Source organism: Actinocorallia aurea, from assembly GCF_054783995.1.
Window position 1 is genome coordinate 66,691 of record NZ_BAAGPQ010000021.1, and the last position, 24,464, is coordinate 91,154.

23 protein-coding genes are annotated in these 24,464 nt (G+C 71.6%); 9 read left to right on the forward strand and 14 right to left on the reverse strand.

Going from position 1 to position 24,464, the window contains the following annotated elements; all coding sequences use genetic code 11:
* Positions 1-102: 102 nt before the first annotated feature.
* Positions 103-885: an MBL fold metallo-hydrolase gene (locus tag ACYVOM_RS25350; RefSeq protein ID WP_460305993.1), complete on the forward strand. Its 783-nt coding sequence runs from the start codon at positions 103-105 to the stop codon at positions 883-885.
* Between the two features lie 156 nt (positions 886-1,041).
* Here the strand turns inward: ACYVOM_RS25350 and ACYVOM_RS25355 are convergent, their stop codons facing one another.
* The 5 genes from ACYVOM_RS25355 to ACYVOM_RS25375 all read right to left on the reverse strand — a co-directional run bounded on the left by ACYVOM_RS25355 (position 1,042) and on the right by ACYVOM_RS25375 (position 5,612).
* On the reverse strand, positions 1,042-1,677 hold the full coding sequence (locus tag ACYVOM_RS25355) for a response regulator (protein WP_460305994.1): 636 nt from the start codon (positions 1,675-1,677) through the stop codon (positions 1,042-1,044).
* A gap of 56 nt (positions 1,678-1,733) precedes the next feature.
* Positions 1,734-3,035: a sensor histidine kinase gene (locus ACYVOM_RS25360; RefSeq protein WP_460305995.1), complete on the reverse strand. Its 1,302-nt coding sequence runs from the start codon at positions 3,033-3,035 to the stop codon at positions 1,734-1,736.
* A gap of 53 nt (positions 3,036-3,088) precedes the next feature.
* On the reverse strand, positions 3,089-3,658 hold the full coding sequence (locus tag ACYVOM_RS25365; protein ID WP_460305996.1) for an ATP-binding cassette domain-containing protein: 570 nt from the start codon (positions 3,656-3,658) through the stop codon (positions 3,089-3,091).
* A gap of 92 nt (positions 3,659-3,750) precedes the next feature.
* The gene (locus ACYVOM_RS25370) at positions 3,751-4,374 is read right to left on the reverse strand and encodes a class I SAM-dependent methyltransferase (RefSeq protein WP_460305997.1); all 624 of its coding nucleotides are present in this window, start codon (positions 4,372-4,374) and stop codon (positions 3,751-3,753) included.
* An 89-nt stretch (positions 4,375-4,463) separates the two neighbouring features.
* Positions 4,464-5,612: a lactate 2-monooxygenase gene (locus tag ACYVOM_RS25375; protein WP_460305998.1), complete on the reverse strand. Its 1,149-nt coding sequence runs from the start codon at positions 5,610-5,612 to the stop codon at positions 4,464-4,466.
* Positions 5,613-5,663: 51 nt separating this feature from the next.
* On the opposite strand from ACYVOM_RS25375, the gene ACYVOM_RS25380 reads away from it, so the two are divergent.
* A complete protein-coding gene (locus tag ACYVOM_RS25380; RefSeq protein WP_460305999.1) occupies positions 5,664-8,138 on the forward strand; it encodes a DNA gyrase/topoisomerase IV subunit A in 2,475 nt (824 codons plus the stop codon).
* A 142-nt stretch (positions 8,139-8,280) separates the two neighbouring features.
* A complete protein-coding gene (locus ACYVOM_RS25385) occupies positions 8,281-9,072 on the forward strand; it encodes an SDR family oxidoreductase (protein ID WP_460306000.1) in 792 nt (263 codons plus the stop codon).
* 6 nt (positions 9,073-9,078) lie between these two features.
* Here ACYVOM_RS25385 and ACYVOM_RS25390 read toward each other — a convergent pair whose 3' ends face one another.
* The 3 genes from ACYVOM_RS25390 to ACYVOM_RS25400 all read right to left on the reverse strand — a co-directional run bounded on the left by ACYVOM_RS25390 (position 9,079) and on the right by ACYVOM_RS25400 (position 10,636).
* Entirely contained in the window at positions 9,079-9,597 is a 519-nt protein-coding gene (locus ACYVOM_RS25390) for a hypothetical protein (RefSeq protein WP_460306001.1), read from the reverse strand.
* A 25-nt stretch (positions 9,598-9,622) separates the two neighbouring features.
* The gene (locus tag ACYVOM_RS25395) at positions 9,623-10,150 is read right to left on the reverse strand and encodes a hypothetical protein (protein WP_460306002.1); all 528 of its coding nucleotides are present in this window, start codon (positions 10,148-10,150) and stop codon (positions 9,623-9,625) included.
* A 117-nt stretch (positions 10,151-10,267) separates the two neighbouring features.
* Positions 10,268-10,636 carry a nuclear transport factor 2 family protein gene (locus ACYVOM_RS25400; protein ID WP_460306003.1) on the reverse strand — a complete coding sequence of 123 codons (369 nt, stop codon included), beginning with the start codon at positions 10,634-10,636 and terminating at the stop codon, positions 10,268-10,270.
* A gap of 87 nt (positions 10,637-10,723) precedes the next feature.
* Here ACYVOM_RS25400 and ACYVOM_RS25405 point away from each other — a divergent pair, with 87 nt between their 5' ends.
* Entirely contained in the window at positions 10,724-11,275 is a 552-nt protein-coding gene (locus tag ACYVOM_RS25405; RefSeq protein ID WP_460306004.1) for a thioredoxin family protein, read from the forward strand.
* Positions 11,276-11,306: 31 nt separating this feature from the next.
* Here ACYVOM_RS25405 and ACYVOM_RS25410 read toward each other — a convergent pair whose 3' ends face one another.
* Together ACYVOM_RS25410 and ACYVOM_RS25415 are read right to left on the reverse strand one after the other, a co-directional pair.
* The gene (locus ACYVOM_RS25410) at positions 11,307-11,654 is read right to left on the reverse strand and encodes a hypothetical protein (protein WP_460306005.1); all 348 of its coding nucleotides are present in this window, start codon (positions 11,652-11,654) and stop codon (positions 11,307-11,309) included.
* A gap of 88 nt (positions 11,655-11,742) precedes the next feature.
* Entirely contained in the window at positions 11,743-13,824 is a 2,082-nt protein-coding gene (locus ACYVOM_RS25415; RefSeq protein ID WP_460306006.1) for a DNA gyrase/topoisomerase IV subunit B, read from the reverse strand.
* Between the two features lie 251 nt (positions 13,825-14,075).
* Here ACYVOM_RS25415 and ACYVOM_RS25420 point away from each other — a divergent pair, with 251 nt between their 5' ends.
* From ACYVOM_RS25420 to ACYVOM_RS25430, 3 genes are all read left to right on the forward strand, one after another.
* A complete protein-coding gene (locus ACYVOM_RS25420) occupies positions 14,076-14,732 on the forward strand; it encodes a VOC family protein (protein WP_460306007.1) in 657 nt (218 codons plus the stop codon).
* Between the two features lie 148 nt (positions 14,733-14,880).
* The gene (locus ACYVOM_RS25425; RefSeq protein ID WP_123668500.1) at positions 14,881-15,108 is read left to right on the forward strand and encodes a DUF7455 domain-containing protein; all 228 of its coding nucleotides are present in this window, start codon (positions 14,881-14,883) and stop codon (positions 15,106-15,108) included.
* A 75-nt stretch (positions 15,109-15,183) separates the two neighbouring features.
* Positions 15,184-15,921, forward strand: coding sequence for a YaaA family protein (locus tag ACYVOM_RS25430; protein ID WP_460306008.1), 738 nt, complete (start codon positions 15,184-15,186; stop codon positions 15,919-15,921).
* A 2-nt stretch (positions 15,922-15,923) separates the two neighbouring features.
* Here the strand turns inward: ACYVOM_RS25430 and ACYVOM_RS25435 are convergent, their stop codons facing one another.
* From ACYVOM_RS25435 to ACYVOM_RS25450, 4 genes are all read right to left on the reverse strand, one after another.
* Positions 15,924-16,913: a hypothetical protein gene (locus ACYVOM_RS25435; protein ID WP_460306009.1), complete on the reverse strand. Its 990-nt coding sequence runs from the start codon at positions 16,911-16,913 to the stop codon at positions 15,924-15,926.
* A gap of 170 nt (positions 16,914-17,083) precedes the next feature.
* Positions 17,084-18,703, reverse strand: a complete 1,620-nt coding sequence (locus ACYVOM_RS25440) for an RNA polymerase sigma factor (protein ID WP_460306010.1) — start codon at positions 18,701-18,703, stop codon at positions 17,084-17,086.
* 143 nt (positions 18,704-18,846) lie between these two features.
* A complete protein-coding gene (locus ACYVOM_RS25445; protein ID WP_460306011.1) occupies positions 18,847-20,925 on the reverse strand; it encodes a SpoIIE family protein phosphatase in 2,079 nt (692 codons plus the stop codon).
* Between the two features lie 277 nt (positions 20,926-21,202).
* On the reverse strand, positions 21,203-21,781 hold the full coding sequence (locus ACYVOM_RS25450; RefSeq protein ID WP_460306012.1) for an HhH-GPD-type base excision DNA repair protein: 579 nt from the start codon (positions 21,779-21,781) through the stop codon (positions 21,203-21,205).
* Between the two features lie 79 nt (positions 21,782-21,860).
* Here ACYVOM_RS25450 and ACYVOM_RS25455 point away from each other — a divergent pair, with 79 nt between their 5' ends.
* On the forward strand, positions 21,861-23,366 hold the full coding sequence (locus ACYVOM_RS25455; protein ID WP_460306013.1) for a hypothetical protein: 1,506 nt from the start codon (positions 21,861-21,863) through the stop codon (positions 23,364-23,366).
* Positions 23,367-23,441: 75 nt separating this feature from the next.
* On the forward strand, positions 23,442-24,464 hold the full coding sequence (locus tag ACYVOM_RS25460) for a TY-Chap domain-containing protein (protein ID WP_460306014.1): 1,023 nt from the start codon (positions 23,442-23,444) through the stop codon (positions 24,462-24,464).

Sequence of the window (24,464 nt, forward strand, 5' to 3'; positions counted from 1 at the left end):
GTAGTCTTCGGAGAGTCTTCCGGATAGGGTCGAGGTGTTTGCCTCCGCTTGGCAGCACCGTGACGTGAGTCGCGGCGAACCCGACCCGCCGAGGAGACCGCTGTGCGCGCCCCACGTATCACCCGGCTGTCCGACGACGCCCATTTCGTCGAGGCCGCCGCCGTCAACTGGACGATCCTCGCCGAGGGCGACGACGTCACCCTGATCGACGCCGGGTACCCGGGCGACCTGGAGACGGTGCGGTACAGCCTGGAGGCGGTCGGGCACCGGCCGGAGCAGATCACCGCGATCCTCGTCACGCACGCCCACGTCGATCACATCGGGGCGATCCCCGAGCTGCTGCGGCTCGCGCCGAAGGCGCAGGTGATCACTTCGGCGGAGGAGGCCCCGCACGTCCGGCGCGAGTACCTGCAGCAGGCCGCGCCGAAGGACGTGGCGGCGAACCTGTGGCGGCCGGGCTTCCTCGGCTGGACCCTGCACATCCTGCGCGCCGGGGTGCTGACCGACCCGCGCGTCCCCGAGGCCCGCCCGCACACGCACGACGACCTCGTCCGCGACCCGGTCTCCGGCCTGCCCACGACCGGCGCCCTCGACGTCCCGGGCCGCCCCATCCCCGTCCTCACCCCCGGCCATACCTCGGGCCACACCTGCTACCACCTGCCCGATCTCGGCGCCGTGGTGACGGGCGACGCCCTGGCCACCGCGCACCCGACCTCGCGCCGCCGCGGCCCGCAGCTCCTGCACCCGATCTTCAACCACGACGAGCGCGCCACCCGCGCCGCCCTGGACCTCCTCGCCCCGCTGCCCGCCGACACCATCCTCCCCGGCCACGGCCCCGTCCACCGCACCCCGATAGCCGCCGCCGTGGCCACCGCCCTCTCCTGACCCCCGCCCCGCGCCCGCCAGACGCCCACAGGTCCCGGCGTCCGCACGCCAGAGGGAACGAGGCCGCCCGGGTCACGGGGCCGACCTGCGCCCCACCAGAGGCCCACCAGTCACGGCGTCCGCACGCCTGGGGGCGTGGGGACGGTAGGGGGTGGGTTATAGCCAGCCTCGGTCTCGGGCGGCTTGGACTGCGGTGTGGCGGTTGGGGGTGTTCAGTTTGGTGACGGCGGAGGACAGGTAGTTGCGGACTGTGCCTTCGGAGAGGGAGAGGGCGCGGGCTATGCGGCTGACGGGGGAGCCGTCGGAGGCGGCGCGCAAGGCGTCGAGTTCTCGAGGGGTCAAGGGGCATTCCTCGGCGGCGAGGGCGTCGGCGGCGAGCTGCGGGTCGATGTAGCGGGCGCCCGCGTGGACCTGCTCGATCACCTCGGCGAGGCGTGAGCCGGGGGCGTCCTTGCCGAGGAACCCGCGGACGCCGGCCGCCATCGCGCGGCGCAGATTCCCCGGCCTTCCGTGCCCGGTGACGATCACGACCCGGCAGCCGGGCAGTTCCGCCGCGAGCCGCTCGGCCGCGGAGAGCCCGTCCAGGCCGGGCATGTCGATGTCGAGCACCGCCACGTCGGGCCGTTCGGCGAGCGCGCGGGCCACCGCCTCGTCCCCGCGGCCCACGTCGGCGACCACCTCGATCCCTTCCACGGTCCCCAGCAGCAGCGCCAGCGCCTCCCGGACGAGGTGGTGATCGTCGGCCAGCAGCACCCTGATCGCCGCGCTCCCCTGGGCCCCGCTCCCGCTCACTGCGCTCCCCTGAGCCCCGCTCCCGGTCACCGTGCCTCCGCTCATCGTGTCCTCGCTCACCGGGCCTCCTGCGACCGCGCTTCCCGACGCTCGTCCTCCTGGCCGTCGTCCTGGCACTCGGCCTCCCTGCTCTCGGCCTCCTGCGGGCCTGCCTCCTGCCGCGCGCTCCCGTGCCGTCCCGTCTCCCGCGGGCCGGTCTCCTCGGGTCCCGGCTCCCGTTGTCCCGCCTCCTGGGCTTCCGCCGCCGTGAGGGGGACCGTCGCCAGGACCCGGAACTCGCCGCCCTCGGCGGGTCCCGCCTGGAGCGTCCCGCCGACGGCGGCGAGGCGTTCGCGGAGGCCGGTGAGGCCGCTCCCGGAGCCCGCCGCCCGGCGTGCCCCGTCGTTCGCGATCTCCAGCTCGGCGTGCGCCCCGTCCGTCCGCACCTGGATCGCGCACCGGGTGGCGCCGCTGTGCCGCAGCACGTTGGTGACCGCCTCGCGCGCCACCCAGCCGAGCGTCTCGTGGACGTGGCGGGGCAGGCCGGCCGGGAGCGCGGCGCCCGCGCAGTCGATTCCGGCGGCCCTCAGGACTGCCGTGGCGCCGTCGAGTTCGGTGTGCAGGGAGGTGATCCGGTAGCCGCGGACGACCTCGCGCATCTCCTGCACCGCCCCGCGCGCCATCGCCTGGATCTCCGCGAGTTCCCGCGCCACCCGGTCGGGGTCGCGCGGCAGCAGCCGCTCGGCGAGTTCGGCGCGCAGCGCGACGGCCTGGAGGCTGTGCCCGAGGACGTCATGGAGGTCGCGGGCGAAGCGGATGCGCTCCTCCCCGACCGCGCGCCGGGCCAGCTCGGCGCGGGCGTCGCGAAGTTCGCCGACGGCGAGGCACAGCCAGACTGTCGCGTACGCGGACAGCCCCGCGACGGGCAGGCCGAGTCCGGCGATCAGCGCTTGGAGGCCGTCCGCGCCGGTCGCCGCGGTGATCCCGGCGGCGGGCACGGCGGCGGCGAGGACGAGCGGGACCGAGAGCCGCTCCGGCAGGGTCACCGCGATCATGCCGCCGACCGCGAGCATGGCCGCGTTCCAGGTCGGCCCGAGCAGCGGCGGAAGGGCGAAGCAGACCGCGCCGGCGACGGCGAGCGCGACCCGGCTGCGCGCGCCGACCTGCCGGGTCGCCGACTGCCACATCAAAACGCCCTGCAGCACCACGACCAGCAGCGCCGCGCCCGTGCCCGCGACGGCGGGCCGGACCGGCCCGCCGGAGAGCGCCATGCCGGTGACGTCGGCGACGCCCTGGACGAACAGTCCGCAGGAGGCGACCGTGGACAGCCCGACGACGAACGCGACGATCGCGGACTCGCTCGGCAGCCTCGGGCGCACCGCCCACCTCCCTGGTTCGGGGGCCACGGTCGGGGCTCCACAGTACGCGCTCCTCAGGCCGCCAGGAGGAACGCCGCAGTCGGGACGATCCGGTCGGCTCCGGGCACTCCCGAAGGCGTCCGCGCCCCGATGAGAACGGGGATCTCCAGCTCGCGCAGCGCCGCCCCCAGCGCGTCGGCCTCGCTCCCGTCCAGGCCGTCCAGGGGCTCGTCGACGACGAGCGCGGCGGGCGCCGCCAGCAGGGCGAGCGCGAGGTCGAACAGCCGCCGCTCCCCCGCCGCCAGCCGCTCGTAGGGGACCGCAGCCCGGCCCGCGAGGCGCGCCAGGACGCTCTCGGCGTCCGGGCCGAAGGGCCGCCCCGACCACCGCCGCCACGCCCCGGTCACCTCCCGCAGGCTCAGCTCCCCGTAGAGGCCCCCTTCGGCCCACAGCGCCCCGACCAGCACCGTGCGGTCCCGGTACGGATCGGCTCCGGCGACGCGCACCGTGCCGGGCTCCCCCGGACGCTGCCCGCAGGCCAACTCCAGCACGCCCCGCGCGTCCGGCCCGCACACCCCGACCACCTCGCCGGGACCGACCTCGACGCCTCCGCCGACCTCGATCGTGTTCGCCCGTTCGTCCATGCCCTCAAGCCTGCCGGGCGAAGACGGCCCCCGGTCAGTGCCGACCGTCAGGACATGGCCCTGAACCTCTCACCTCCGGCCCATGACAGATGTCACGGGTGCCGGGCTTCAGGGATCCCGGTGGAGGCGGCTCGATGGACGGACACGGCGTAGCCGCCGCCGTCGTACGGATCGCCGTCCCAGGTCGCGTAGCGGCCGTCAAGGGTGAGGCCCGCGGCCGAACAGTAGGAGTCGTACTCGTCCAGCGTGAGCGAAGGCGCGACGGGAAGGTGGGCCCGGTCAAGGCCGAAGCCCGCCACCAGGAGCCCGCCCGGACGGACGCAGGCCGCCAGCCGCCGGACGGTCTCGGCTTCGGTGCCGGGGGCGAGAAGGGGCATCACGTTGCCCGCCGCGACGACGAGGTCGAAGTCGCCGGGCGCCTCGAACGTCGCGAGGTCGGCCTCGATCCACGTCAGGCCGGGGGCGGCCTTGCGGGCGACGGTCAGCATCGACGCGTCCACGTCGACCCCGACGCAGGGATGGCCGAGTTCGGCAAGGCGGATCGCCACCCTTCCGGTGCCGCATCCCGCGTCGAGAACACGGTCTCCGGGCGTCAGTAGGGCGGCGCAGAAGCGGGCTTCCCCGTGGACGTCCTTCCCGGATCCGGCCAGCGCCGCGAACCTCGCGGCGTAGTCCTCGCCGGACGTTCCCCCGGTCAGTTCTTCCCATCGGTTCATGCCCCGCAGCCTACGACCGCGGTGCGACTGGCCCGACCTCGCAGAAGGCCCAGGCCGGAGGCTCGGACCGGAGCCTCAGACCAGAAGACTCAGACGAGGATGTCGGGGATGAGGTCCTCGACCCGGTTGAGCCCGGAAAGGCTCATGGTCAGCTCCAGTTCCGCCATGAGGCAGCGCAGGACGTGCTTGACGCCCGCTTCGCCGCCCAGTCCCAGCCCGTAGGCGTACTGGCGGCCGATGAGCACCGCGTCCGCGCCGAGCGCGACGGCCTTGGCGACGTCGGCGCCGGTGCGGATCCCGCTGTCGAACAGCACCGAGAGCCGCGAGCCGACCGCCTCGGCGATCCCCGGGAGGCAGTCCAGGGACGCCACGGCCCCGTCCACCTGGCGTCCGCCGTGGTTGGACACGACGATGCCGTCCATGCCCGCGTCGGCGGCCTTGCGGGCGTCGTCCACGTGCTGGATGCCCTTGAGGACGATCGGGCCCGCCCAGCGTTCGCGCAGCCACGCCAGGTCGTCCCAGGTGAGGGTCGGGTTCCCGAAGTTGGCGACCCAGTGCAGGATCGCCGCGATCCGGTTCTCCTCGGTGATCTCGCCGCCGACGGCCTTCAGGAAGACGGGGTCGCTGAAGTAGTTCTGGACGCCGATCGAGCGCAGGAACGGCAGGTAGGCGGTGTCGAGGTCGCGGGGCCGCCAGGCGAGCTTGTAGGTGTCGAGCGTGACGACGAGCGCCTCGTACCCGGCGGCCGCCGCCCGGTTCACGAAGCTCTCGGCGAGGTCCCGGTCCTTCGGCCAGTACAGCTGGTACCAGCGCGGTCCGGCGACCTCGGCGACCTGCTCGATGGTGCGCGAGGCGGCGGTGCTGAGGATCATCGGCACGCCGGTCTCCTTCGCCGCCTTGGCGACGGCGATCTCGCCCTCGGGGTGCACGATCGACAGCACGCCCACGGGCGCCAGCATGATCGGCGCGGGCATCGCCGTGCCCAGGACCGTGGTGGAGAGGTCCGGAGCGGAGGTGTCGCGCAGCATGCGGGGCACGATGCGCCGGCGTTCGAAGGCCGCGCGGTTGGCGCGCGCGGTCGACTCCGTGCCCGCGGCCCCGGCGACATAACCGAACGCCTGCCCGCCCAGGCGCTCCCCGGCGAGTGCCTCGAGCTGGGAAAGATCCGTGGGCAGCGACGGCCTGAGGTCCGACAAACCGTTCAGATAGATCTCATTCTGAAAGTCGGCAAGGCTCATCCTGGCGCTCCTGGTACGAAACTGTCTTCGGGAACCGCGAGAATAGCCCTCATGGCAGCACGTCGTTCAGCGCAGACCCCTCCCCCCGAGGACTTCGAAGAGAACATCGTCGACATCGACGTAGCCGAGGAGATGCGGGGCAGCTTCCTCGAGTACGCCTACTCGGTGATCTACTCCCGCGCGCTGCCCGACGCGCGCGATGGACTGAAGCCGGTGCAGCGGCGCATCCTGTACTCGATGAACGGGATGGGCCTGCGGCCCGACCGCGGGCACGTCAAGTGCGCCCGGGTCGTCGGCGAGGTCATGGGCAAGCTGCACCCGCACGGCGACAGCGCGATCTACGACGCGATGGTCCGCCTGGCCCAGCCGTGGGCGATGCGGATGCGGATGGTCGACGGCCACGGCAACTTCGGGTCCCTCGGCGGCGACGACGCCCCCGCGGCCATGCGCTACACCGAGGCGCGGATGTCGCCCGAGGCGATGAGCATGGTCACCGGCCTCGACGAGGACACCGTCGACTTCCGGCCGAACTACGACGGCCAGGAGCTGGAGCCGGACGTCCTGCCCGCGGCGTTCCCGAACCTCCTCGTCAACGGCGCCAGCGGCATCGCGGTCGGCATGGCCACCAACATGGCGCCGCACAACCTCGGCGAGGTCGTCGCCGCGGCCCGGCACCTGCTGGTGCACCCGGACGCGACGCTGGAAGACCTGATGCGCTTCGTCCCCGGCCCCGACCTGCCCACGGGCGGCCGGATCGTCGGCCTCGAAGGCATCCGGGACGCCTACGCCAAGGGCCGCGGCACGTTCAAGACCCGGGCGACGGTCCACGTCGAGGCGGTCAGTCAGCGCCGCAAGGGCCTCGTCGTCACCGAACTGCCCTACAACGTCGGACCTGAGCGGGTCGTCGCCAAGATCAAGGACATGGTCCAGGCGAAGAAGCTCAACGGCATCGCCGACCTCAAGGACCTCACCGACCGCACGACGGGCCTGCGCCTGGTCATCGAGGTCAAGAACGGCTTCCACCCCGAGGCAGTCCTCGAGGAGCTCTACCGGCTGACGCCGATGGAGGAGACCTTCGGCATCAACAACGTCGCGCTCGTCGACGGCCAGCCGAAGACCCTCGGCCTGCGCGAACTGCTCCAGGTGTACGTCGACCACCGGCTGGAGGTCGTGCGCCGCCGCTCGGTGTACCGGCGCCGCCGCCGCGAGGAGCGGCTGCACCTCGTCGCCGGCCTGATGATCGCGCTGCTGAACATCGACGAGGTCATCCAGGTCATCCGCAGCTCCGACGACACCGGTCAGGCGCGCTCCCGCCTGATGCAGGTCTTCGAGCTGTCGGAGATCCAGGCCCAGTACATCCTGGACACCCCGCTGCGCCGCCTCACCCGCTTCGACCGGCTGGAGCTGGAGAAGGAGCGGGACACGCTGGAGAAGGAGATCGCCGAGCTGACGGCGATCCTCGAGTCGCAGACCAAGCTGCGCTCGCTGGTGTCCAAGGAGCTCGCGGCGGTCGCCAAGGAGTTCGCCACGCCGCGCCGCACGGTGCTGCTGGAGGCCGGCGGGCAGGCTCAGGTCGCGGCGATGCCGCTGGAGGTCAGCGACGACCCGTGCCTGGTGCTGCTGTCCTCGACCGGTCTGCTGGCCCGCACCACCGAGCCGAACCCGCTGCCCGACGACGGCCCGCGGGCCGCGCACGACGTGCTCACCGCGGTGCTCACCACGTCCGCGCGCGCCGAGTTCGGCATCGTCACCAGCGCCGGGCGCCTGGTGAAGGCGAACGTCATCGACCTGCCGATCCTGCCGCCGTCGGCCTCGCCGCCGTCGCTCGCGGGCGGCGCGCCGGTGGAGGAGTTCATCAAGCTGGCGCCGGGCGAGACCGTCGTCGGCGTCGGCGCGCTGTCGGAGGACGGGCCGGGCCTCGCGCTCGGCACCGAGCAGGGCGTCGTCAAGCGGGTGCTCAACGACTACCCGGCCAACCGCGACGAGTTCGAGGTGATCACCCTCAAGGAGGGCGACCGCGTCATCGGCGCCGTGCAGCTGGAGTCGGAGGAGCACGACCTCGTCTTCATCGCCGACGACAGTCAACTGCTGCGTTTCGCGGCCTCCAACGTCCGGCCGCAGGGCAGGCCCGCGGGCGGCATGGCGGGCATCAAGCTCGCGCCCGAGGCCAAGGCGATCTTCTTCGGGGCTGTCGATCCGGCGCGCCCCTCGGCCGTGGTGACGGTCGCGGGCGACACCGAGTCCCTGGCCGGCACCCAGCTCGGCGCGGCGAAGGTCAGCGACTACGCCGACTTCCCGCCGAAGGGCCGCGCGACGGGCGGGGTCCGCTCGCACCGCTTCCTCAAGGGCGAGAACACGGTGATCCTCGCCTGGGCGGGCCCGATGCCCGCCTCGGCCGCGACCTCCACGGGCCAGCCCGCGGACCTGCCACCGGAGCTGGGCCGCCGCGACGGGTCGGGCACCCCCCTGTCCGTCGCGATCGCCGCGATCGGCGGCTCGATCGGCCCCCGCACACCCGCGGAGTGACCCGCGTCCCCGGGGGCGGCCCGTCCGCCCCCGGGAAGCTCCCACCTCCCGGCGCTCTCGACGGATCGCCCCGCACGCCAGGCGGCGAGAGCGAAGATTTCTCCGTGGCGGGTGCCGGCGTGCTCGTGTCAGGATCGCGGGCGTGAGCTCCTCCTCGTCCGCGCCGCTCGCCGGGCGCGTCGTGCTCGTGACCGGGGTCAGCCGCCGCCGGGGCATCGGCCACGCGGTCGCGCGGCGGCTCGGCGCCATGGGCGCCTCCCTGTTCGTCACCCACCATCAGGCGCACGACGCCGCGCAGCCGTGGGGCGCCGATGACCTCTCCGCGGTCCTGGAGTCGCTGCGGGAGGCCGCGCCGCGGGTGGTGGACCTCCCGGCCGACCTCGCCGACCCGAAGGCCCCCTCCGCGGTCGTGGCGGCCGCCGTGGCCGCCTACGGCCACCTCGACGCCCTCGTCTGCGTGCACGCCCGCAGCGGCTCCGACGGCCCGCTCAGCGCGCTGGACCCGGCCTGGCTCGACGCCCACTGGCAGGTCGACGCGCGCTCGACGCTTCTCCTGACCCGCGATTTCGCCGCGCAGCACGACGGCCGTGCCGGAGGCCGCGTCGTCTGGTTCGGATCGGGCCAGCACCTCGGACCGATGCCTTCGGAAGTGGCCTACACCGCCGCGAAGGGCGCCCTGATCGGGGCGCTGCCGACCGTCTCCGCCGAACTCGCCGAGAGGGGCATCCTGCTCAACGCGGTCAATCCCGGCCCCGTCGACACCGGGCACCTGCCGCCGGAGGCAGAGTTCCCCGGCTTCGCGCGCGCGTTCCCCCTGGGCCGCTACGGCCTCCCCGACGACGCGGCCCGCCTCGTCGCGTGGCTCGTCTCCGACGAAGGCGGCTGGATGACGGGCCAGTACCTCAGCACCGAGGGCGGATTCCGCAGGGGGTGAGCGGGGTCAGGGCGTCGGGATGTCGTACCAGTACCAGGCGCCCTTGATCGGCCGGTAGACGATGCCGCTCAGGCCGTCCGCCTTCGCGGGGACCCCTGAGGGCGCGTACAGGAAGCCCGTCTCCTCGTAGTAGGGCCCGCCCGTGCCCGCGACGCGCAGCCGCGTCATGTCCGTTCCCTCGACGGGCTCGACCTTCGCGATCTCGTAGAGGCCCGCCCGCGCCGCCTTCCCCGAGGCGACCTGCCGCTCCAGGTTCGCCTCGCCCGCCGCGAACGCCGCCTTCATCGGCAGGTCGAACCAGGCGCACACGGCCATGGTCAGCGCCAGCGCCGGCGTCGCCCACAGCCACCTGTCCCGCCGCCAGATCAGCCGCCCGAGCCACACCACCCCGACCAGCGCCCAGAGCAGCGCCCCCACCAGGAACGGCCCCGAGTTCCCCGACGGGAAGACCAGCGAGTACAGCACCGCCACCGACGCCCCCGCGGGCAGGACCACGAGCCACCACACCGAAGCCTTGACGATCACCTTTGCACTCTAACCGGCACGACCTTCACAGAGTGCTCTCAGGCACGTTGTACCAGTACCAGTCGCCCTTGATGTGCCCGAACTCGACGTACTGCATGAGCTCGGACTCCGCGAACACCCCCTGCGGCGCGTGCAGGAAGCCCGCCTCCGCGTAGAACGCCCCGCCGAGGTCTTCCATCTCCAGGAACGTCATGCCGTGGTCGCCGGGTTCGACCGAGCCGATGGCGTAGATCCCGGCGACCCCCGCCTCCCCGGACTCCCGCATCTCCTCCAGCGCGCCCTGCGACACCGCGAACCCGGACGCGAGCGGCAGATCCGTCCGCAGCAGGCCGTACGTCGCCAGCGCCAGGACCGGCACGACCACGACCACGAGGCTCCGCCACCAGATCACCTGCACCAGCCACACTCCCCCGATCACCGCCCACATCAGCAGGCCGAGCGCCCACCCGCCCTCCCTGGTCGAGGGCGAGGCGTCGGCCCACCACAGCACTCCGGCCGCCGGCAGCGACGCCGCCACCCACACGACCCACCACACCCACTTGGCGATCGACATCCCGTCACCCAAGCACACTCGAACACCCCATATCGGATGTTCGTGGCGACAGACGCCGCCGTCGGGGGGACGGCGGCGTCGAGGCGTCCGAGCGCAGCGGGATCAGGCGCAGCGGGATCAGGCGCCGCCCATGTCGTCGGGGCCCCAGTAGGCGCGCATGGAGGCGATCTTGCCCTCGTCGTCGAAGGTGAAGACGTCGATCGCCTTGATGCTGAGGTTCATCTCGGGGGCCTCGATGGTGAAGGCCATCGCGGCGCCGTTGCCGTGCGAGCCGCGGAGCGGGCCCTCAAGGACGAGGGTGACTCCCGAGGCGACGGCGTCACGGTAGAACTTGGCGATCTCCTCACCGCGCTTCTCAGGGGTGCCGACGGGGTCCTCGACCACCGCGTCCTCGGCGAACAGAGCGAGGACGGATTCCGCGTCCTTGTTGGCGAAACCGTCTACGTAGGCGCGCATCGCGGCCTTCATCTCATCCTGGGTGGGCATGGGCGGGAGCGTACCAATCGCTTGGTCCCCGCTCCAGAGCGGCCTGTCCGCCGCGTCCGCGCGGGCGAAGGATGCCACCATGTCCCCATGGCCATCCAGTCCTTCCTGGTTCCTCTCGGTACGCCCGCGCCCGCGTTCTCGCTGCCCGACCTGAACGGAACGACGGTCACCCTCGCCTCCGTCGAGGAGCATCCGCTCCTGCTCGTGGTCTTCCTCTCGAACCACTGCCCGTACGTACGGCGGATCGAAAGCGCGCTGGGCGCTTTGACGTCCCGTTATGCGGCGCGAGGAGTCGCCACGGTAGGGATCTCGGCGAACGACGCGGTCGCCTATCCCGACGACTCCCCGGACCGCCTGGCCGAGCAGGCCGAGCGCGCGGGCTTCGCCTTCCCCTATCTCTACGACGAGTCCCAGGACGTCGCCCGCGCCTACCACGCGGCCTGCACGCCCGACTTCTTCCTCTTCGCCCCCGACCGCACCCTGGTCTACCGGGGCGAGTTCGACGGCGCCCGCCCGTCCAACGACGTCCCCGCCACCGGCGCGACCCTGCGCGACGCCCTCGAACTCGCCCTGACCGGCCATCCGGTCCCCGAGCCGCACAGGCCGAGCCTCGGCTGCGGCATCAAGTGGCGCGACTGACCAAGGCACCCCACCGCGCTCGCCGAAGGGGTCACTCGGGGGTGCGCTGGGCGGGGACCGGGATACGGGCCTTCTCCGCGCAGGCGACGAGGAGCGCGAGCAGGTCCTCGGGCTCGCCGCCCGGCGCCTCGTAGTGCCAGAAGCGGACGATCTTCTCGCCCTCGACGCCCGGGCTGTACCTGCCGAGGACGAAGCAGCCCGCGGCGTGCAGGCGCAGGATGAGCCTGTCGCTGTCGCTCAGCGCGCGGGCGTGCGCCGCCGCGTCCAGCAGCGCCAGCGCGCTGCGCGCGTCGCGGCGGTCGTCGGCCGTCCCGGCGCGGTCGAGCCGCCACCGGGCGCACTGCTGGAGGTAGTCGGCGACCATCGCACTCTTCTGCACGACGATCAGGGTGCCGGGAGCCGTCCGGCGGCGCGGGCCCCTTGCCCCTACCTTGACCCGGCCCGGACACTTTCCTGACCCGGGACCGTCAGGTGTCGATCCGCGTCTCGTCGATCTCGGCGGCGCCCGCGATGATGAAGTCGCGGCGCGGCGGCACCTCGCTGCCCATCAGCAGGTTGAACATGTGCTCGGCCTCGGCCACGTCCTCGATGCGGATGCGCCGCAGGGTGCGGTGGCGCGGATCCATCGTGGTCTCGGCCAGCTGGTCGGCGTCCATCTCGCCGAGGCCCTTGTAGCGCTGCACGGGGTCCTTCCAGCGCAGGCCCTTGCGCTCCAGCTCCACCAGCTTGCGGCGCAGTTCGGCGTCGGAGTAGCAGTAGATGTACTTGTCCTGGCCGCGCTTGGGGTTGGTGAGCTGGATCCGGTGCAGCGGCGGCACCGCCGCGTACACCCGGCCCGCCTCGACCATCGGCCGCATGTAGCGGAACAGGAGGGTGAGCAGCAGGGTGCGGATGTGCGCGCCGTCGACGTCGGCGTCGGCCATCAGGATGATCTTGCCGTAGCGCGCCGCCTCGACGTCGAACGTCCGCCCGGAACCCGCCCCGAGGACCTGGATGATCGCGGCGCACTCGGCGTTCTTGAGCATGTCGGCCACGGACGACTTCTGCACGTTCAGGATCTTGCCGCGGATCGGCAGCAGCGCCTGGAACTCGGAGTCGCGGGCCAGCTTGGCGGTGCCGAGCGCCGAGTCGCCCTCGACGATGAACAGCTCGCTGCGGTCCTCGGTGGTGCGGCAGTCGACCAGCTTGGCCGGCAGCGCGGACGACTCCAGCGCGTTCTTGCGGCGCTGGGTGTCGCGCTGGGTGCGCGCGGCGATCCGGGTCTTGGCCGCCGAGACGATCTTCTCCAGCACCGTGCGCAACTGCTGCTTCTGGGCGCGCGTGGGGTTCTCGAAGATCTCCTTGAGCTGCCTGCCGACCACCTGGTTGACGATCCGGGTGGCGTCGGAGGTGCCGAGGATCTCCTTGGTCTGGCCCTCGAACTGCGGCTCGGGCAGGCGGACGGTGACGACCGCCGTGAGGCCTTCGAGGATGTCCTCCTTGACCACGTTGTCGTCGGCGACCTTGAGCAGCTTGCTCGCCCTCAGCTGCTCGTTGATCACGCGCACCAGCGCGCGGTCGAAGCCGAGGACGTGGGTGCCGTGCTTGGGCGTGGCGATCACGTTGACGAAGCTGCGGACCGTGGTGTCGTAGCCGGTGCCCCAGCGCAGCGCGACGTCCACGTCGAGTTCGCGCGGGACGTCGGTCGGCACGAGGTGGCCGAGGTCGTCGAGCACCGGGACGGTCTCGGTGAAGTTGCCGCTGCCCTGGATGCGCAGGACGTCGCAGAGCTCCGGGTCGCGGGCCAGGAAGCCGGTGAACTCGCCGATGCCGCCCTCGAAGCGGAACGCCTCGTACAGCGGGGTCTCGGCGCGCTCGTCGGTGACCGTGATCTCCAGGCCGGGAACCAGGAAGGCGGTCTGCCGCATCCGGTCGAGCACCGGCTCGGTGGCGATCGAGGCGTCCTTGAGGAAGATCTGGAAGTCCGGCCAGAAGCGGATCCGGGTGCCGGTGGCGCCCCGCGCCACCTGCGCGCCCTCGACGACGCCCGACTTCTTCTTGAACGAGGCCTTCGGCCCTTCGCCGGTGAAGATTCCGGCGATGCCGCGGCGGAACGAGATGTGGTGGGTGTGGCCCGAGCGGTCCACCTCCACGTCCAGCCGCGCCGACAGCGCGTTGACGACGGAGGCGCCCACGCCGTGCAGGCCGCCGGAGGCGGTGTAGGAGACGCCGCCGAACTTGCCGCCCGCGTGCAGCCTGGTCATGACCAGCTCCACCCCGGGCAGCTTGGTCTTGGGCTCGATGTCGACGGGGATGCCCCGCCCGTTGTCGGCGACCGAGCAGGACCCGTCGGCGTGCAGCACGACGTCGATCCTCGTACAGAAGCCGGCCAGCGCCTCGTCGACGCAGTTGTCGACGATCTCCCACAGGCAGTGGATGAGGCCGCGACTGTCGGTCGACCCGATGTACATACCGGGGCGTTTACGCACGGCCTCCAGGCCCTCCAGCACCGACAGGTGCCGGGCGGAGTAGCCGGTTGCGTCCACGTTTTCCTCGACGGCGGTGGTCACGACGCTCCCTCAAACGCTCCTCGGACACGATGTCCCGCGCGGGCCCGGTGGGCCGGACGACGTCGGCCCGCCCTCATTCGGCGGCCCCAGGCGGGCCCGGACCCGGCTCGAACCTTGCCGGTTCGAACATGCATTGCATCGTCGTCGCAAGACCTTACCCCGTCCGGCCGACGGACGAGCGCCGTCCGGGTTCGCCGGGAATGACGGCGGGGTCCGGCCGGCCGTCGGGGACCGGGCCTACCGTGAGGGGCATGGCCATCGCGATCTTCAAAGACCTCTGCATCGACGCGAACGACGCCGTCCCCTTCGGCGCCTTCTGGGGGCGTCTCCTGGGACTCGCCGACAACCCCGACGAAGAGGGCGAGTCGGTCCTGCGCGGCCCCGTCGAGGAGGAGACGATCTGGATCAACAAGGTGCCGGAGCCCAAGACCGTCAAACACCGGGTCCACCTGGACGTCCGGCCCGCGACCGGCATCACGGACCTGGAGGCCCTCGGGGCCCGCGTCCTGTCCCGCGAGCCGGAATGGACGGTCATGGCCGATCCCGAGGGAGGCGAGTTCTGCGTGTTCCCCGGCCCCGCCGACGGCCGGATCAGGTCCCTCGTCGTCGACAGCGCCGATCCCGCCGCGCAGGCCGCGTGGTGGGCCGGAGCCCTCGGCGCCGAAGCCGTCGAGGGGGACGGCTGGTGGTCGATCCGGGAAATCCCGCTGGCGCCGTTCGATTCGATGGACTTCGTGCCCGTCCCGGAGCCCAAGACCGTCAAGAACCGCCTGCACTGGGACGTCTCCGGCGAGGCATCCGACCTGGTGGCGGCGGGTGCGCGGGTCCTGCGGGCGAAGGATGCGGAGATCCGGTGGACCGTCATGGCAGATCCGGAAGGCAACGAATTCTGTGTCTTCGGTCACTGAAACGGGCCCTGCGCGTGGTGGGATCATGGCGAACCCTCGGTGAAGAAGGCGCTTTCTGCTGTCGGCGTAGCGCAGGAGGTTTTGGGAACGCCCAGGTCGGGTTAGATGTTCTCCTAAGTACCGACCCCCGAGTACAGAGGAAGGTGCCGTGACTGGAACCCTTGCCCCGACCAAGCCGCTCACCGCGCAGGACCGCTGCGACCGCTGTGGGGCCCAGGCGTATGTGCGTGCCACCCTCAGCGGTGGCGCCGATCTACTGTTCTGCGCCCACCACGGCCGGAAGTACGGGGAGACCCTCCGTGCTTCGGGGGCTGAGCTCCACGACGAGACCGACAAGCTGACCGAGAACAGACTGCGCGGCGACGACCACGCATAAGTACTGATCAGCCCGACAGGTTGAGCGAAGGGCCGTCCGTCCAGGGCGGTCCTTCGTCCTGCTTAAGATCATCTGATGCTCATCCTCCTGCCGCCGTCAGAGGGCAAGCGGACGGCCGGGACCGGACCGCCGCTCGACCTCTCGACGCTCTCCTACGCCGCCCTGACGCCCGTCCGCGACAAGGTGCTGGCCTCGCTCACGGAGCTGTGCTCCGGCCCCGAGGCGCACGCTCAGGCCGTCCTGGGCCTCACCGACGGGCAGCGCGACGCGATCGCGCGCAACCGGGAGCTGCGCGCCGCCCCGACCCTGCGGGCCGCCGAGCTCTACACGGGCGTGCTCTACGACCATCTGCGCCTCGCCGACCTCGACGAGGCCGCGCGCGCGAAGATCCTGATCTTCTCCGGGCTGTGGGGAGTCCTCCGGCCCGATGACCGGGTGCCGCCGTACCGGCTGGCGATGGGTGTGCGGCTGCCGTCCCTCGGCGCGCTCGCGGGCGTCTGGCGCCCGGCGCTGCACGAGGCGGTCGACCACGGCGGTCTGGTCGTCGACATGCGCTCGGCGCCGTACGCGGCCGCCTGGAAGCGGCCCTCCGTGGGCGTACGGGTGCTTCGCGAACGCGTCGTCGACGGCGTGGTGAAGCGCTCGGTCGTCAGCCACATGGCCAAGGCGACGCGCGGCGCCGTCGCCCGCGACCTGCTGGTCCACGGCGTCGAGGCGGCGACCGCCGACGAGCTGGCCAAGACGCTCTCCGAGCTCGGCTACGCCGTCGAGCAGGGAAGCGGCGTGATCGACGTGGTGCTCAACGAGCCCTGAGGTCAGCCGTCCATGAGATTGAGGTGCTTGCACGCCTTCGTGTACTGATCGGCGGCACTGCCTCCCATGTAGGTCCACGGGAGCGAGGACGGCCGGCCCTGGGTCCGCAGCAGGTGGTTGCGGGCGGGGCGGCGCGCGTCGGCGAGGTGGAAGGCCGCGCCGAAAAGGTTGTGCGCCTCGATCGTCCGGGGGTGCGGGCGGGGGCCCTCGTGCCAGCCGCGGGCGGCGGCCTCGACGTCGCGGATCTCGGAACCGGAGAACCAGGACGACGTGCCCTTGATAATTCCGGAACGTTCCTGGACGAAGTACTCGAAATAGGCGAGAGGCATCAGCGCGGCACGAGGATCTTCACGCGAGGACATGCTCATCGCCACGCGGGCGAAATCGAACATTTCCTCGGCGACCCCTCCCCACTGCGGGGAAAGGCTGATCACCCGGGCGACGTGCGCGCCATAGAGGGTCGGCCAGCGCGACGAGGCCTGCTTCCACAGCTCGGTCTTGTCGTCGGCGTCGGTCTCCAGCCCGAGGGCGAGCCACTGCATCGACTCCCACGGCACCGGGTCGTCATGAAAAAGCTCGGCTGCCGTCTTCAGCGGCAACCGAGCCTCGTGCAGCGCCTTGGTGAACGCCTGGTATCCGCCGGCCTGCTGTGAGCGCGACCGGGCGGCGGGCCTTATCTGCCAGGCCTCCTCGATCAGCGTGCGGCCGAGCCACAGGTGCAGGTCGGGATTGCGCGGATCGTGCGCGATCAGCGCCTCGATCCCCTTGCTCCAGCCCACCGCGGCCTTCGCCAGGTACTCCACGCGCAGCGAGCGCCGCTCGGGATCGGTGCGGGTCTCCCAGAGAGCGGAGACCGCGACTCTCAGATAGCGTTCGCGGACGGCGTCGCAGGCCTGATCCAGAATCGGGTCAAGCCAGGGGCGTCCTTCGATGACGCGCTCGGCCCGAGGACGGTGTCCCGCGGGCTGCAAGTGCACCCTGTCAACCTCCATCACTCCCATGAAAAGCGAGACTAGGGAGTACGGGGGCTTCGGTAAGTGCGCTTACGTAAACAGCATGTAAATCGCCCTCTTTGGGGGAGCAAGATCCGAAAAAATACGACGGACCGTCTCCAGGAGACGGCCCGCCGTGATCGATTCGGTGGTCAAACCCGACGAAGCGATCAGTCGAGGTAGTCCCGAAGCACCTGAGAGCGAGACGGGTGGCGGAGCTTCGACATGGTCTTGGACTCGATCTGCCGGATCCGCTCACGCGTGACGCCGTAGACCTTGCCGATCTCGTCCAGCGTCTTCGGCTGGCCGTCGGTCAGGCCGAACCGCATCGAGACCACGCCCGCCTCACGCTCGGACAGGGTGTCGAGCACCGAGTGCAGCTGCTCCTGGAGCAGGGTGAAGCTGACCGCGTCGGCCGGGACGATCGCCTCGGAGTCCTCGATCAGGTCGCCGAACTCGCTGTCGCCGTCCTCACCCAGCGGGGTGTGCAGGGAGATCGGCTCGCGGCCGTACTTCTGCACCTCGACGACCTTCTCCGGGGTCATGTCGAGTTCCTTGGCCAGCTCTTCCGGGGTGGGCTCGCGGCCCAGGTCCTGGAGCATCTGCCGCTGCACGCGGGCCAGCTTGTTGATCACTTCGACCATGTGGACCGGGATGCGGATGGTCCGGGCCTGGTCGGCCATGGCGCGGGTGATCGCCTGACGGATCCACCAGGTGGCGTACGTGGAGAACTTGTAGCCCTTGGTGTAGTCGAACTTCTCGACCGCGCGGATCAGACCGAGGTTGCCCTCCTGGATCAGGTCCAGGAACAGCATGCCGCGGCCGGTGTAGCGCTTGGCCAGCGAGACCACGAGGCGGAGGTTGGCCTCCAGCAGGTGGTTCTTGGCGCGGCGGCCGTCCTCGGCGATCCACTCGAGGTCCTCGAGGTCCTCTTCCGACAGGCGGCCGACCTCGTTGGCCAGGCGCTCCTCGGCGAACAGGCCGGCCTCGATCCGCTTGGCGAGCTCGACCTCCTGCTCGGCGTTGAGCAGCGGGACCTTGCCGATCTGCTTGAGGTAGTCCTTGACCGGGTCGGCCGTGGCGCCGGCCGCGACGATCTGCTGGACGGGAGCGTCCTCGTCGTCGTCGGTGTCGGTGAGGACGAAGCCCTCTTCCTCGTCCTTCTCCCCCGCCGCGCGGGGCTTGGGGACCTCGGCGGCCTGAGGCTCGTCGTCCTCCTCGGTCTCCTCGGTCTCCTCGGCCGTTTCCTCCACGGCCTCGTCGACCTCGAGGTCGGACAGGTCGAGGTCCTCGATCTCCTCAAGGTCCTCGGCCTCGTCATCTGAGTCCGGACCGGCCTTCTTGACGGCCTTGACCGGCTTCGCCGGGGCCGCAGCCTTCTTGGCCGCGGGCGCCGCCGGCTTGGCGGGTGCGGCGGCCTTCGGCTTGCGAGGGGCTCGGGTGGGCTTGGCAGCGGCGGGCGTCTCCTGCTCGCCTTCCTCCACCACCGCGGTCACCGTCTCCGGCTTCTCCTTGGCGGCGGCCGCTGTCTTGGGGCGGCGTGGAGCGGCGGCCTTGCGCGGGCGCTTGGGCGCCGCGGAGTCGGCAGCTGTCACCATGACGGTCACACCCTCCTTGCTCAGGCTCCGCAGGATGGCGGGGGCCTTCGACACCGGAATGTCGGCCTCCTCGAACGTCCGGCGTACATCGTCAGCTTCGATGTAGCCCTGCGTCCTGGCACGTTCGAGGAGCTGCTCGATGACGAGGTCGTGCAGCTCGGACGGCTTCGAGGTAGAACTGGCAGGCGACACAAATACCTCTCGAACGAACGTGTGGCTTCGGCGGCCCGTGCCTCTAATCAGACACGGTCCTCAGGCCCGTCAGGGAAGGAGCATCGTACCCGGAGCCCGCTAACACACCACCTTAGGGGGAGTCCAGTGGTCCTTCGTACGGACTACGCCGTGTTTCTGGGTGGAACATGGAGCGCGAGCACCGTGACGTCGTCGTCCTGGTCATACCCGGCCAGCATCTGGTCGACCAGGTAATCCACGAGGATCTCGGGGTCTCGGACCACGTCGGGCGGGGCGTTCCCGGCGACTCCGACAAGTTCGTCGAGTCCCGCGTCGACCCCACGCCGACGGTTCTCTACAAGTCCATCGGAATAGAACACGACAGTGTTGCCGGGTTCCACGGAAAAACTCGACTGCTGCCGCTGGGAGGGCCAGCCCAGGGGCGTCCCGGGCTCGGCGAACCCGAGCGACGGCGGCCCGTCCGGGCGGACGACGAGGGCCGGCGGATGTCCGGCATTGGACACCACGGCGGCGCCCGTGTCCGGGTTGATCACCGCGTAGGCCAGCGTCACGAACTGCTCTTCCGGCTCGGTGGCCGAGAAGACGCGGTCGAGCCCGGCCAGCACGGCCGCCGGGCGGGGGTCGTTGAGCGCCAGGGCCCGCAGCGCGTTGCGGACCCGGCCCATCACCGACGCGGCCAGGACGCCCTTGCCCATGACGTCGCCGACGACGATCGCGAGCCTGTCGTCGGCCAGGCGGAAGGCGTCGTACCAGTCGCCGCCGACCTGCACGTGGCGGGTCGCGGGGTGGTAGCGGGCCGCCAGCTGCATCCCGGCGAGCTGGGGCAGCGTGTCGGGCAGCAGGGAGCGCTGGAGGGTCTCGGCGGTCTTGTGCTCCTGCTCGTAGAGCGTCGCGCGGCCCACCGCCAGCGCGCACTGGCCGGCCAGGGCCTCCAGGAAGACCCGCTCCTCCTCGGTGATCTCCCTGGGCCTGGTGAAGGTGAAGCGCAGGGCGCCGATCGCCGACCCCGCCATGAGCAGGGGCAGGCCCACCCAGGCCCGCTCATCGGATTCGGCCAGGTAGCCTTCCAGCTCCGCGCCGCCGCCGAGCTGCTGCCGCAGGCTGGCGGGCGTGGAGGCCAGGAACGGGCGGCTCTCGCGGACCGCCACGGACATGGAGGTGGACGCGCTGACCGGGATCACCGTGGGCGCCTCGCCCTCTGCCGCGCCGTCGGGCGAGATCAGGGTGAGCCGGAACTTGTCGTGGTCGAGCAGCGCCACCGAGGAGCGGTCCGCGCCGATCGCCGACCTGCCCACCTCGGTGATCACCGAGACCACCTGGGAGACCGTCAGCGCCTCGGCCAGCATCGAGGTGGCCTGCTGAAGGCGCGCGGTGCGCAGGGCCGCGGCGGAGAGCTGCTCGGTGAGACGGCCGCGCATCTCGTCGGCCTCGCGCTGGCCGGTGACGTCGGTGTTCGCGCCGACCCACTCCACCACCTGCTCGCCCCGCTTGATCGGGACGGCCCGCACCTCGTACTGGCGGAACGCGCCGGTCTTGGTGCGGACCCGGTAGGCGATCTGGAAGGTCCGGTTGTCGTCCAGCGCCTCCAGCCAGGAGGTCTCGACCCGCTGGCGGTCCTCCTCGTGGACGACCGACAGCCAGCCGCCCTCGCGGTACTCCTCCAGCGTCTGGCCGGTGATCGCGCGCCACTCGGGTGCGTCGTCGACGGCCTCGCCGCGCGGGGAGGTCACCCAGACCACCTGGGAGGAGGCCTCCACCAGGGACCTGTACCGCTCCTCCTTGCGGCGGATCTGCTCCTCGTCCAGCCGTCGCTCGGTGACGTCCACGGCGATCAGCGCGACGCCGAGCACCTTGCCGTCGGGGCCGTGCGAGGGGAACCAGCTGGTCGCCCAGCAGCGGGCGATGTCGCCCTCGGCCTCGCCCGCGAAGCGGAGGTCCCGGTCCAGCACGGCCCGGTCGGTGGAGATGACCTCGGCGATCTGCGCGGTCACCCCCGCCGCGACGTCCTCGACCAGCGTGTCGGCCGGGAGGGTGTCGACGAGATCGTCGGCGGGGACCCCGAAGAGGTCGGCCAGGGTGTCGTTGACGCGCTGGCAGCGCATCTCGGCGTCGAAGAACGCGAAGCCCATCGGGGCCTCGCGGACCAGTGTCGTGAAGAGCGCCGCATCGGACGCCGCAAGGCCCGAGACCCGCGGGCCGGGCACAGACGTATCGGTGCTCATCGCCGCCACCTCCGGTGCCCCTCACGCCCTACGGCGAGGCAAGTTTCGATCACTTTGGGTGAATGGGAGCAGGCTGGCGCTCCCGCCTCCATCACAACAGCGGTCGGATTCACTTCATCATCCCGAGGTGCGCGCGGTTGCACAACCACCCGTCTCGTCGGACCCATCCGGTCAATGTCACCCTAGTCGTCCCCTCCAACGGGCGCCATGGCGCGAAGCGCCCCGAGATCCTAGAACGCGGGGCGTGCCCGGTACCCCTGACTCGCCGGAATCGGGATCAGCCCCCTCGCTTGGCGGCCTCCTTGGCCGCCTTCTTGAACTCCCGCACCTTCACCAACGATTCCGGGCCGGTGATGTCGGCGACCGAACGGTGAGAACCTTCTTCCCCGTACGCACCGGCCGCCTCCCGCCAGCCCTCCGGTGCCACGTCGAACCTCTTCCCCAGCAGGGCCAAAAAGATCTGTGCCTTCTGCTTGCCGAAACCGGGCAGTTCGTTGAGCCGCCGCAGGAGCGTCCGCCCGTCGGGGACGTCCGCCCAGACGGCCTCCGCGTCGCCGTCGTAGTGCTCGACGAGGTAGGCGCACAGCTGCTGGATCCGCTTGCCCATCGACCCCGGGTAGCGGTGCACCGCCGGCGTCTCGGCCATGAGCGCGGCGAACGCCTCGGGATCGTGCGCGGCGATCTCGTGCGCGTCGAGGTCCTCGCCGCCCATCCGATGCGCGATGGTCAGCGGGCCCCCGAACGCGCGCTCCATGGGCACCTGCTGGTCGAGCAGCATGCCGATGAGCGCCGCGAGCGGGCTGCGCGACAGCAGCGCGTCGGCCTCCGGGTCCTGGGCGAGTCGCAGTTCCACCATGCGATCCATTATGGAGCGGCCTGCCGCCCCTGTCCGGAACACCCACCCGTCCCCGCGGCCGGAAGGTAGTGTGCTCAGCGTGAGTCCGCGCCGCGCCGAGGAGATCTCGGGGATCTTCGACGACATGCTCATGCACGCCCGAGAACTGCTCGCCGTGCGCAGCCCCCTGGACGCCGAGCTGATCGTGAGCGAGATCCTCGGGGCCTGGTACGGCGGCAGATCCGGCCAGGGCGACGTCGAGAAGGTCGTCGGCGAGGCCCTGCTCGACCACGCGATCCGCTCGGCGAACCCGGCGGCGCTCGCGCTGCTGTCCGGAGTGGCCCATCTGGGGACCCCGCGCCAGGCCGCCAAGGCCGAGCGGGGAGCGCTGCGGCTGATGGGCGCCGGGGTGGCCCGGCCCGCGTGGGCCGACCGGCTGGTGCTCGTGGAGCCCTCCGCCTGTTACCTGTCCAAGGACGTCTACGGCGACCAGAAGACCGTCGTGTGCACCTTCACGTACGGCGGCGAGGAGGAGCACGCCCTGGTCGTCCTCGTGGACGAGAACCTGGGCGGGCGCTTCGACGGCCCCGCCGACAGCGGGCTCGTACGGGACGCCTGGGTGTCCTCTCAGGTGCAGCGGCTGCTCGACCACTGCCGCGAGGAGGCGCTCTCCAGCCCGCTCATGGAGTTCGCCGAGATCGATCCGCGCGAGGCGAGGGCGCTGCTGGAACCCGCGCTCGACCTTACGGGGTCCCTGCGCGACGCCCCTGTGAGCGACAGCTTCGCCTCCTACAACGCGCTGCTGCGCGCCCGCGTACGGGCGCTGCCCCCTGGCGGGTTCAAGCCCCCGCTCCCGGCATGGAGCGCCGACCGCAAGGCGACCCTCGGCGCCCGGTTCCTCGCGTCGGAGGAGGCGAACGAGCTCTCCGACCTCGCCGCGGCGGGCCGGTGCGTCGACCGGATCATCGACTACGGCTGCGCGCGCGACTTCGGCCGCCCCCTGCGGGTCAGCCCGATCAAGTGCGAGATGTTCCTGCTGGACTGGCTGCCCCGCAAGGTGTTCCTCAGCCCGTCGGAGCAGGAGGCGATGCCGCATGTGCTCGCCGCGTGGGCGCGCTGGGCGGCCCGCCGCACGAACCTGCCCGACGAGGGCGTGCGGGCGACCCTGGACGCCGTGTGGGACGCCACCCACAAGTTCGGCGAGGCCTACCGGGATCCGGCGTCCTCCGGGCTGGACCGCGCGCTGGTCGAGAAGCTGCTTCCCGACGGAGACCTGGAGGCCCTGCCTCGCCGCGCCTTCGCCCTGCCGTTCCTCACCGGTGAGCTGGCCGGGCTCGACCCCGCCGACGCCGCGGACCGAAGGGTGATGCTCGCCTACGAGCACCCGGGCGCCACCGAGGCCGAACTCGACGGATACGAGCGGCTTGCCGACGGATTGTGGAAGGGTGACCCTCCCGAGCTGTGGGACGCCACGCAGCGGCTGCTCGACGAGGGCGGCCAGCGCCACCTCGTGGTGCACGGGCTGATGCGGCTCGTTGTACGTTTCGACCGGGACCGTCCCGGTCTGCGCCGGGCTCTCCGAAAGATACGCCCGGAAGACCTTTAGACTGTGGCCGCCCGGTTGCCAGAGTGACAGCGCATCGGGATCATTCGCTGGACGTTCGGGGGGATGCCCCGCAGCGTGAAACGGAGAATCGCCTTGGAGTGGTCGGAGTTCGCCCAGCGGTTCGCCCTTGAGCTGTCGACCCTCGACCGCGACACCATCCTCATCGTCCGCGAACGCGACGAGAGCAGGCACTACGTGCAGGCGATGCGCGAACCCGACCGGCTCTACGCCGAGTCGGTGAGCAACAACTTCCTCGACGGCCCGCTGCTGCTCGGCCCGTCGGACGAGGAGATCCTCACCGAGGCGGGCTGGCGCCCTCCGACGGCCGACTGGTCGCCCGCCAACTGGTGGACCGAACTGCCGCCCGACTCCGGGCCCGGCGCCTTCACCCTGCTCGCCGACATGATGGTGACCGCCCTGCGCGACGTCCAAGGCGTCCGGCGGCCTCTGGACCTCGTCTACGAGTCGTTCCACCGGCACGGGACGGGCCAGATCGACCTGCCGCGGTTCGGCATCCCCTCCGCCCAGGCGGCGGGCCGCCGTCGCGCCCCCGCGCCCATCTCCGCGCCCATCTCCGCGCCCGTCCCGGTTCGGGAGCCGACCGTGGAAGACATCCTCACCGAAGCCCGAAGACAAGACGACCACGTCACCTATCTCGACATCCTGATCGGCGCGGAGCTGCTCCTCCCGCTGACGGGGGCGGGCCAGGTCGGCTACCGCACCGTCCTGCACGACGGCGCCGTGCACGTCCTCGCGTTCACCTCGCCCGCCGCCCAGGACGCCGCGGGGTACGCCGGACCGCACCACCGCACCGACGTGCTGGGGCTGGCCGTCGGCTGGCCCGATCCGGCCTGGCAGCTCACGGTCAACCCGGGGCTGCCGAGCGAGATGCGCTTCGACGCGCCGGCCGTCCAGCGGCTCGCCGAGATGCGCCGCACCGCAGGCCGGGTGTCCGCGGTCGACGCCCAGGTGCTGCCGCCCGCTCCCGGCCTGCCGATCCGGCTGCCGCACGGCGCTCAGCTGTGGTCCGACACCGGCCTGATCGCGGTGTTCGACGGCGTCAGCGGCCGCTGGTCCGAGACCTCCCGGACGCAGTAG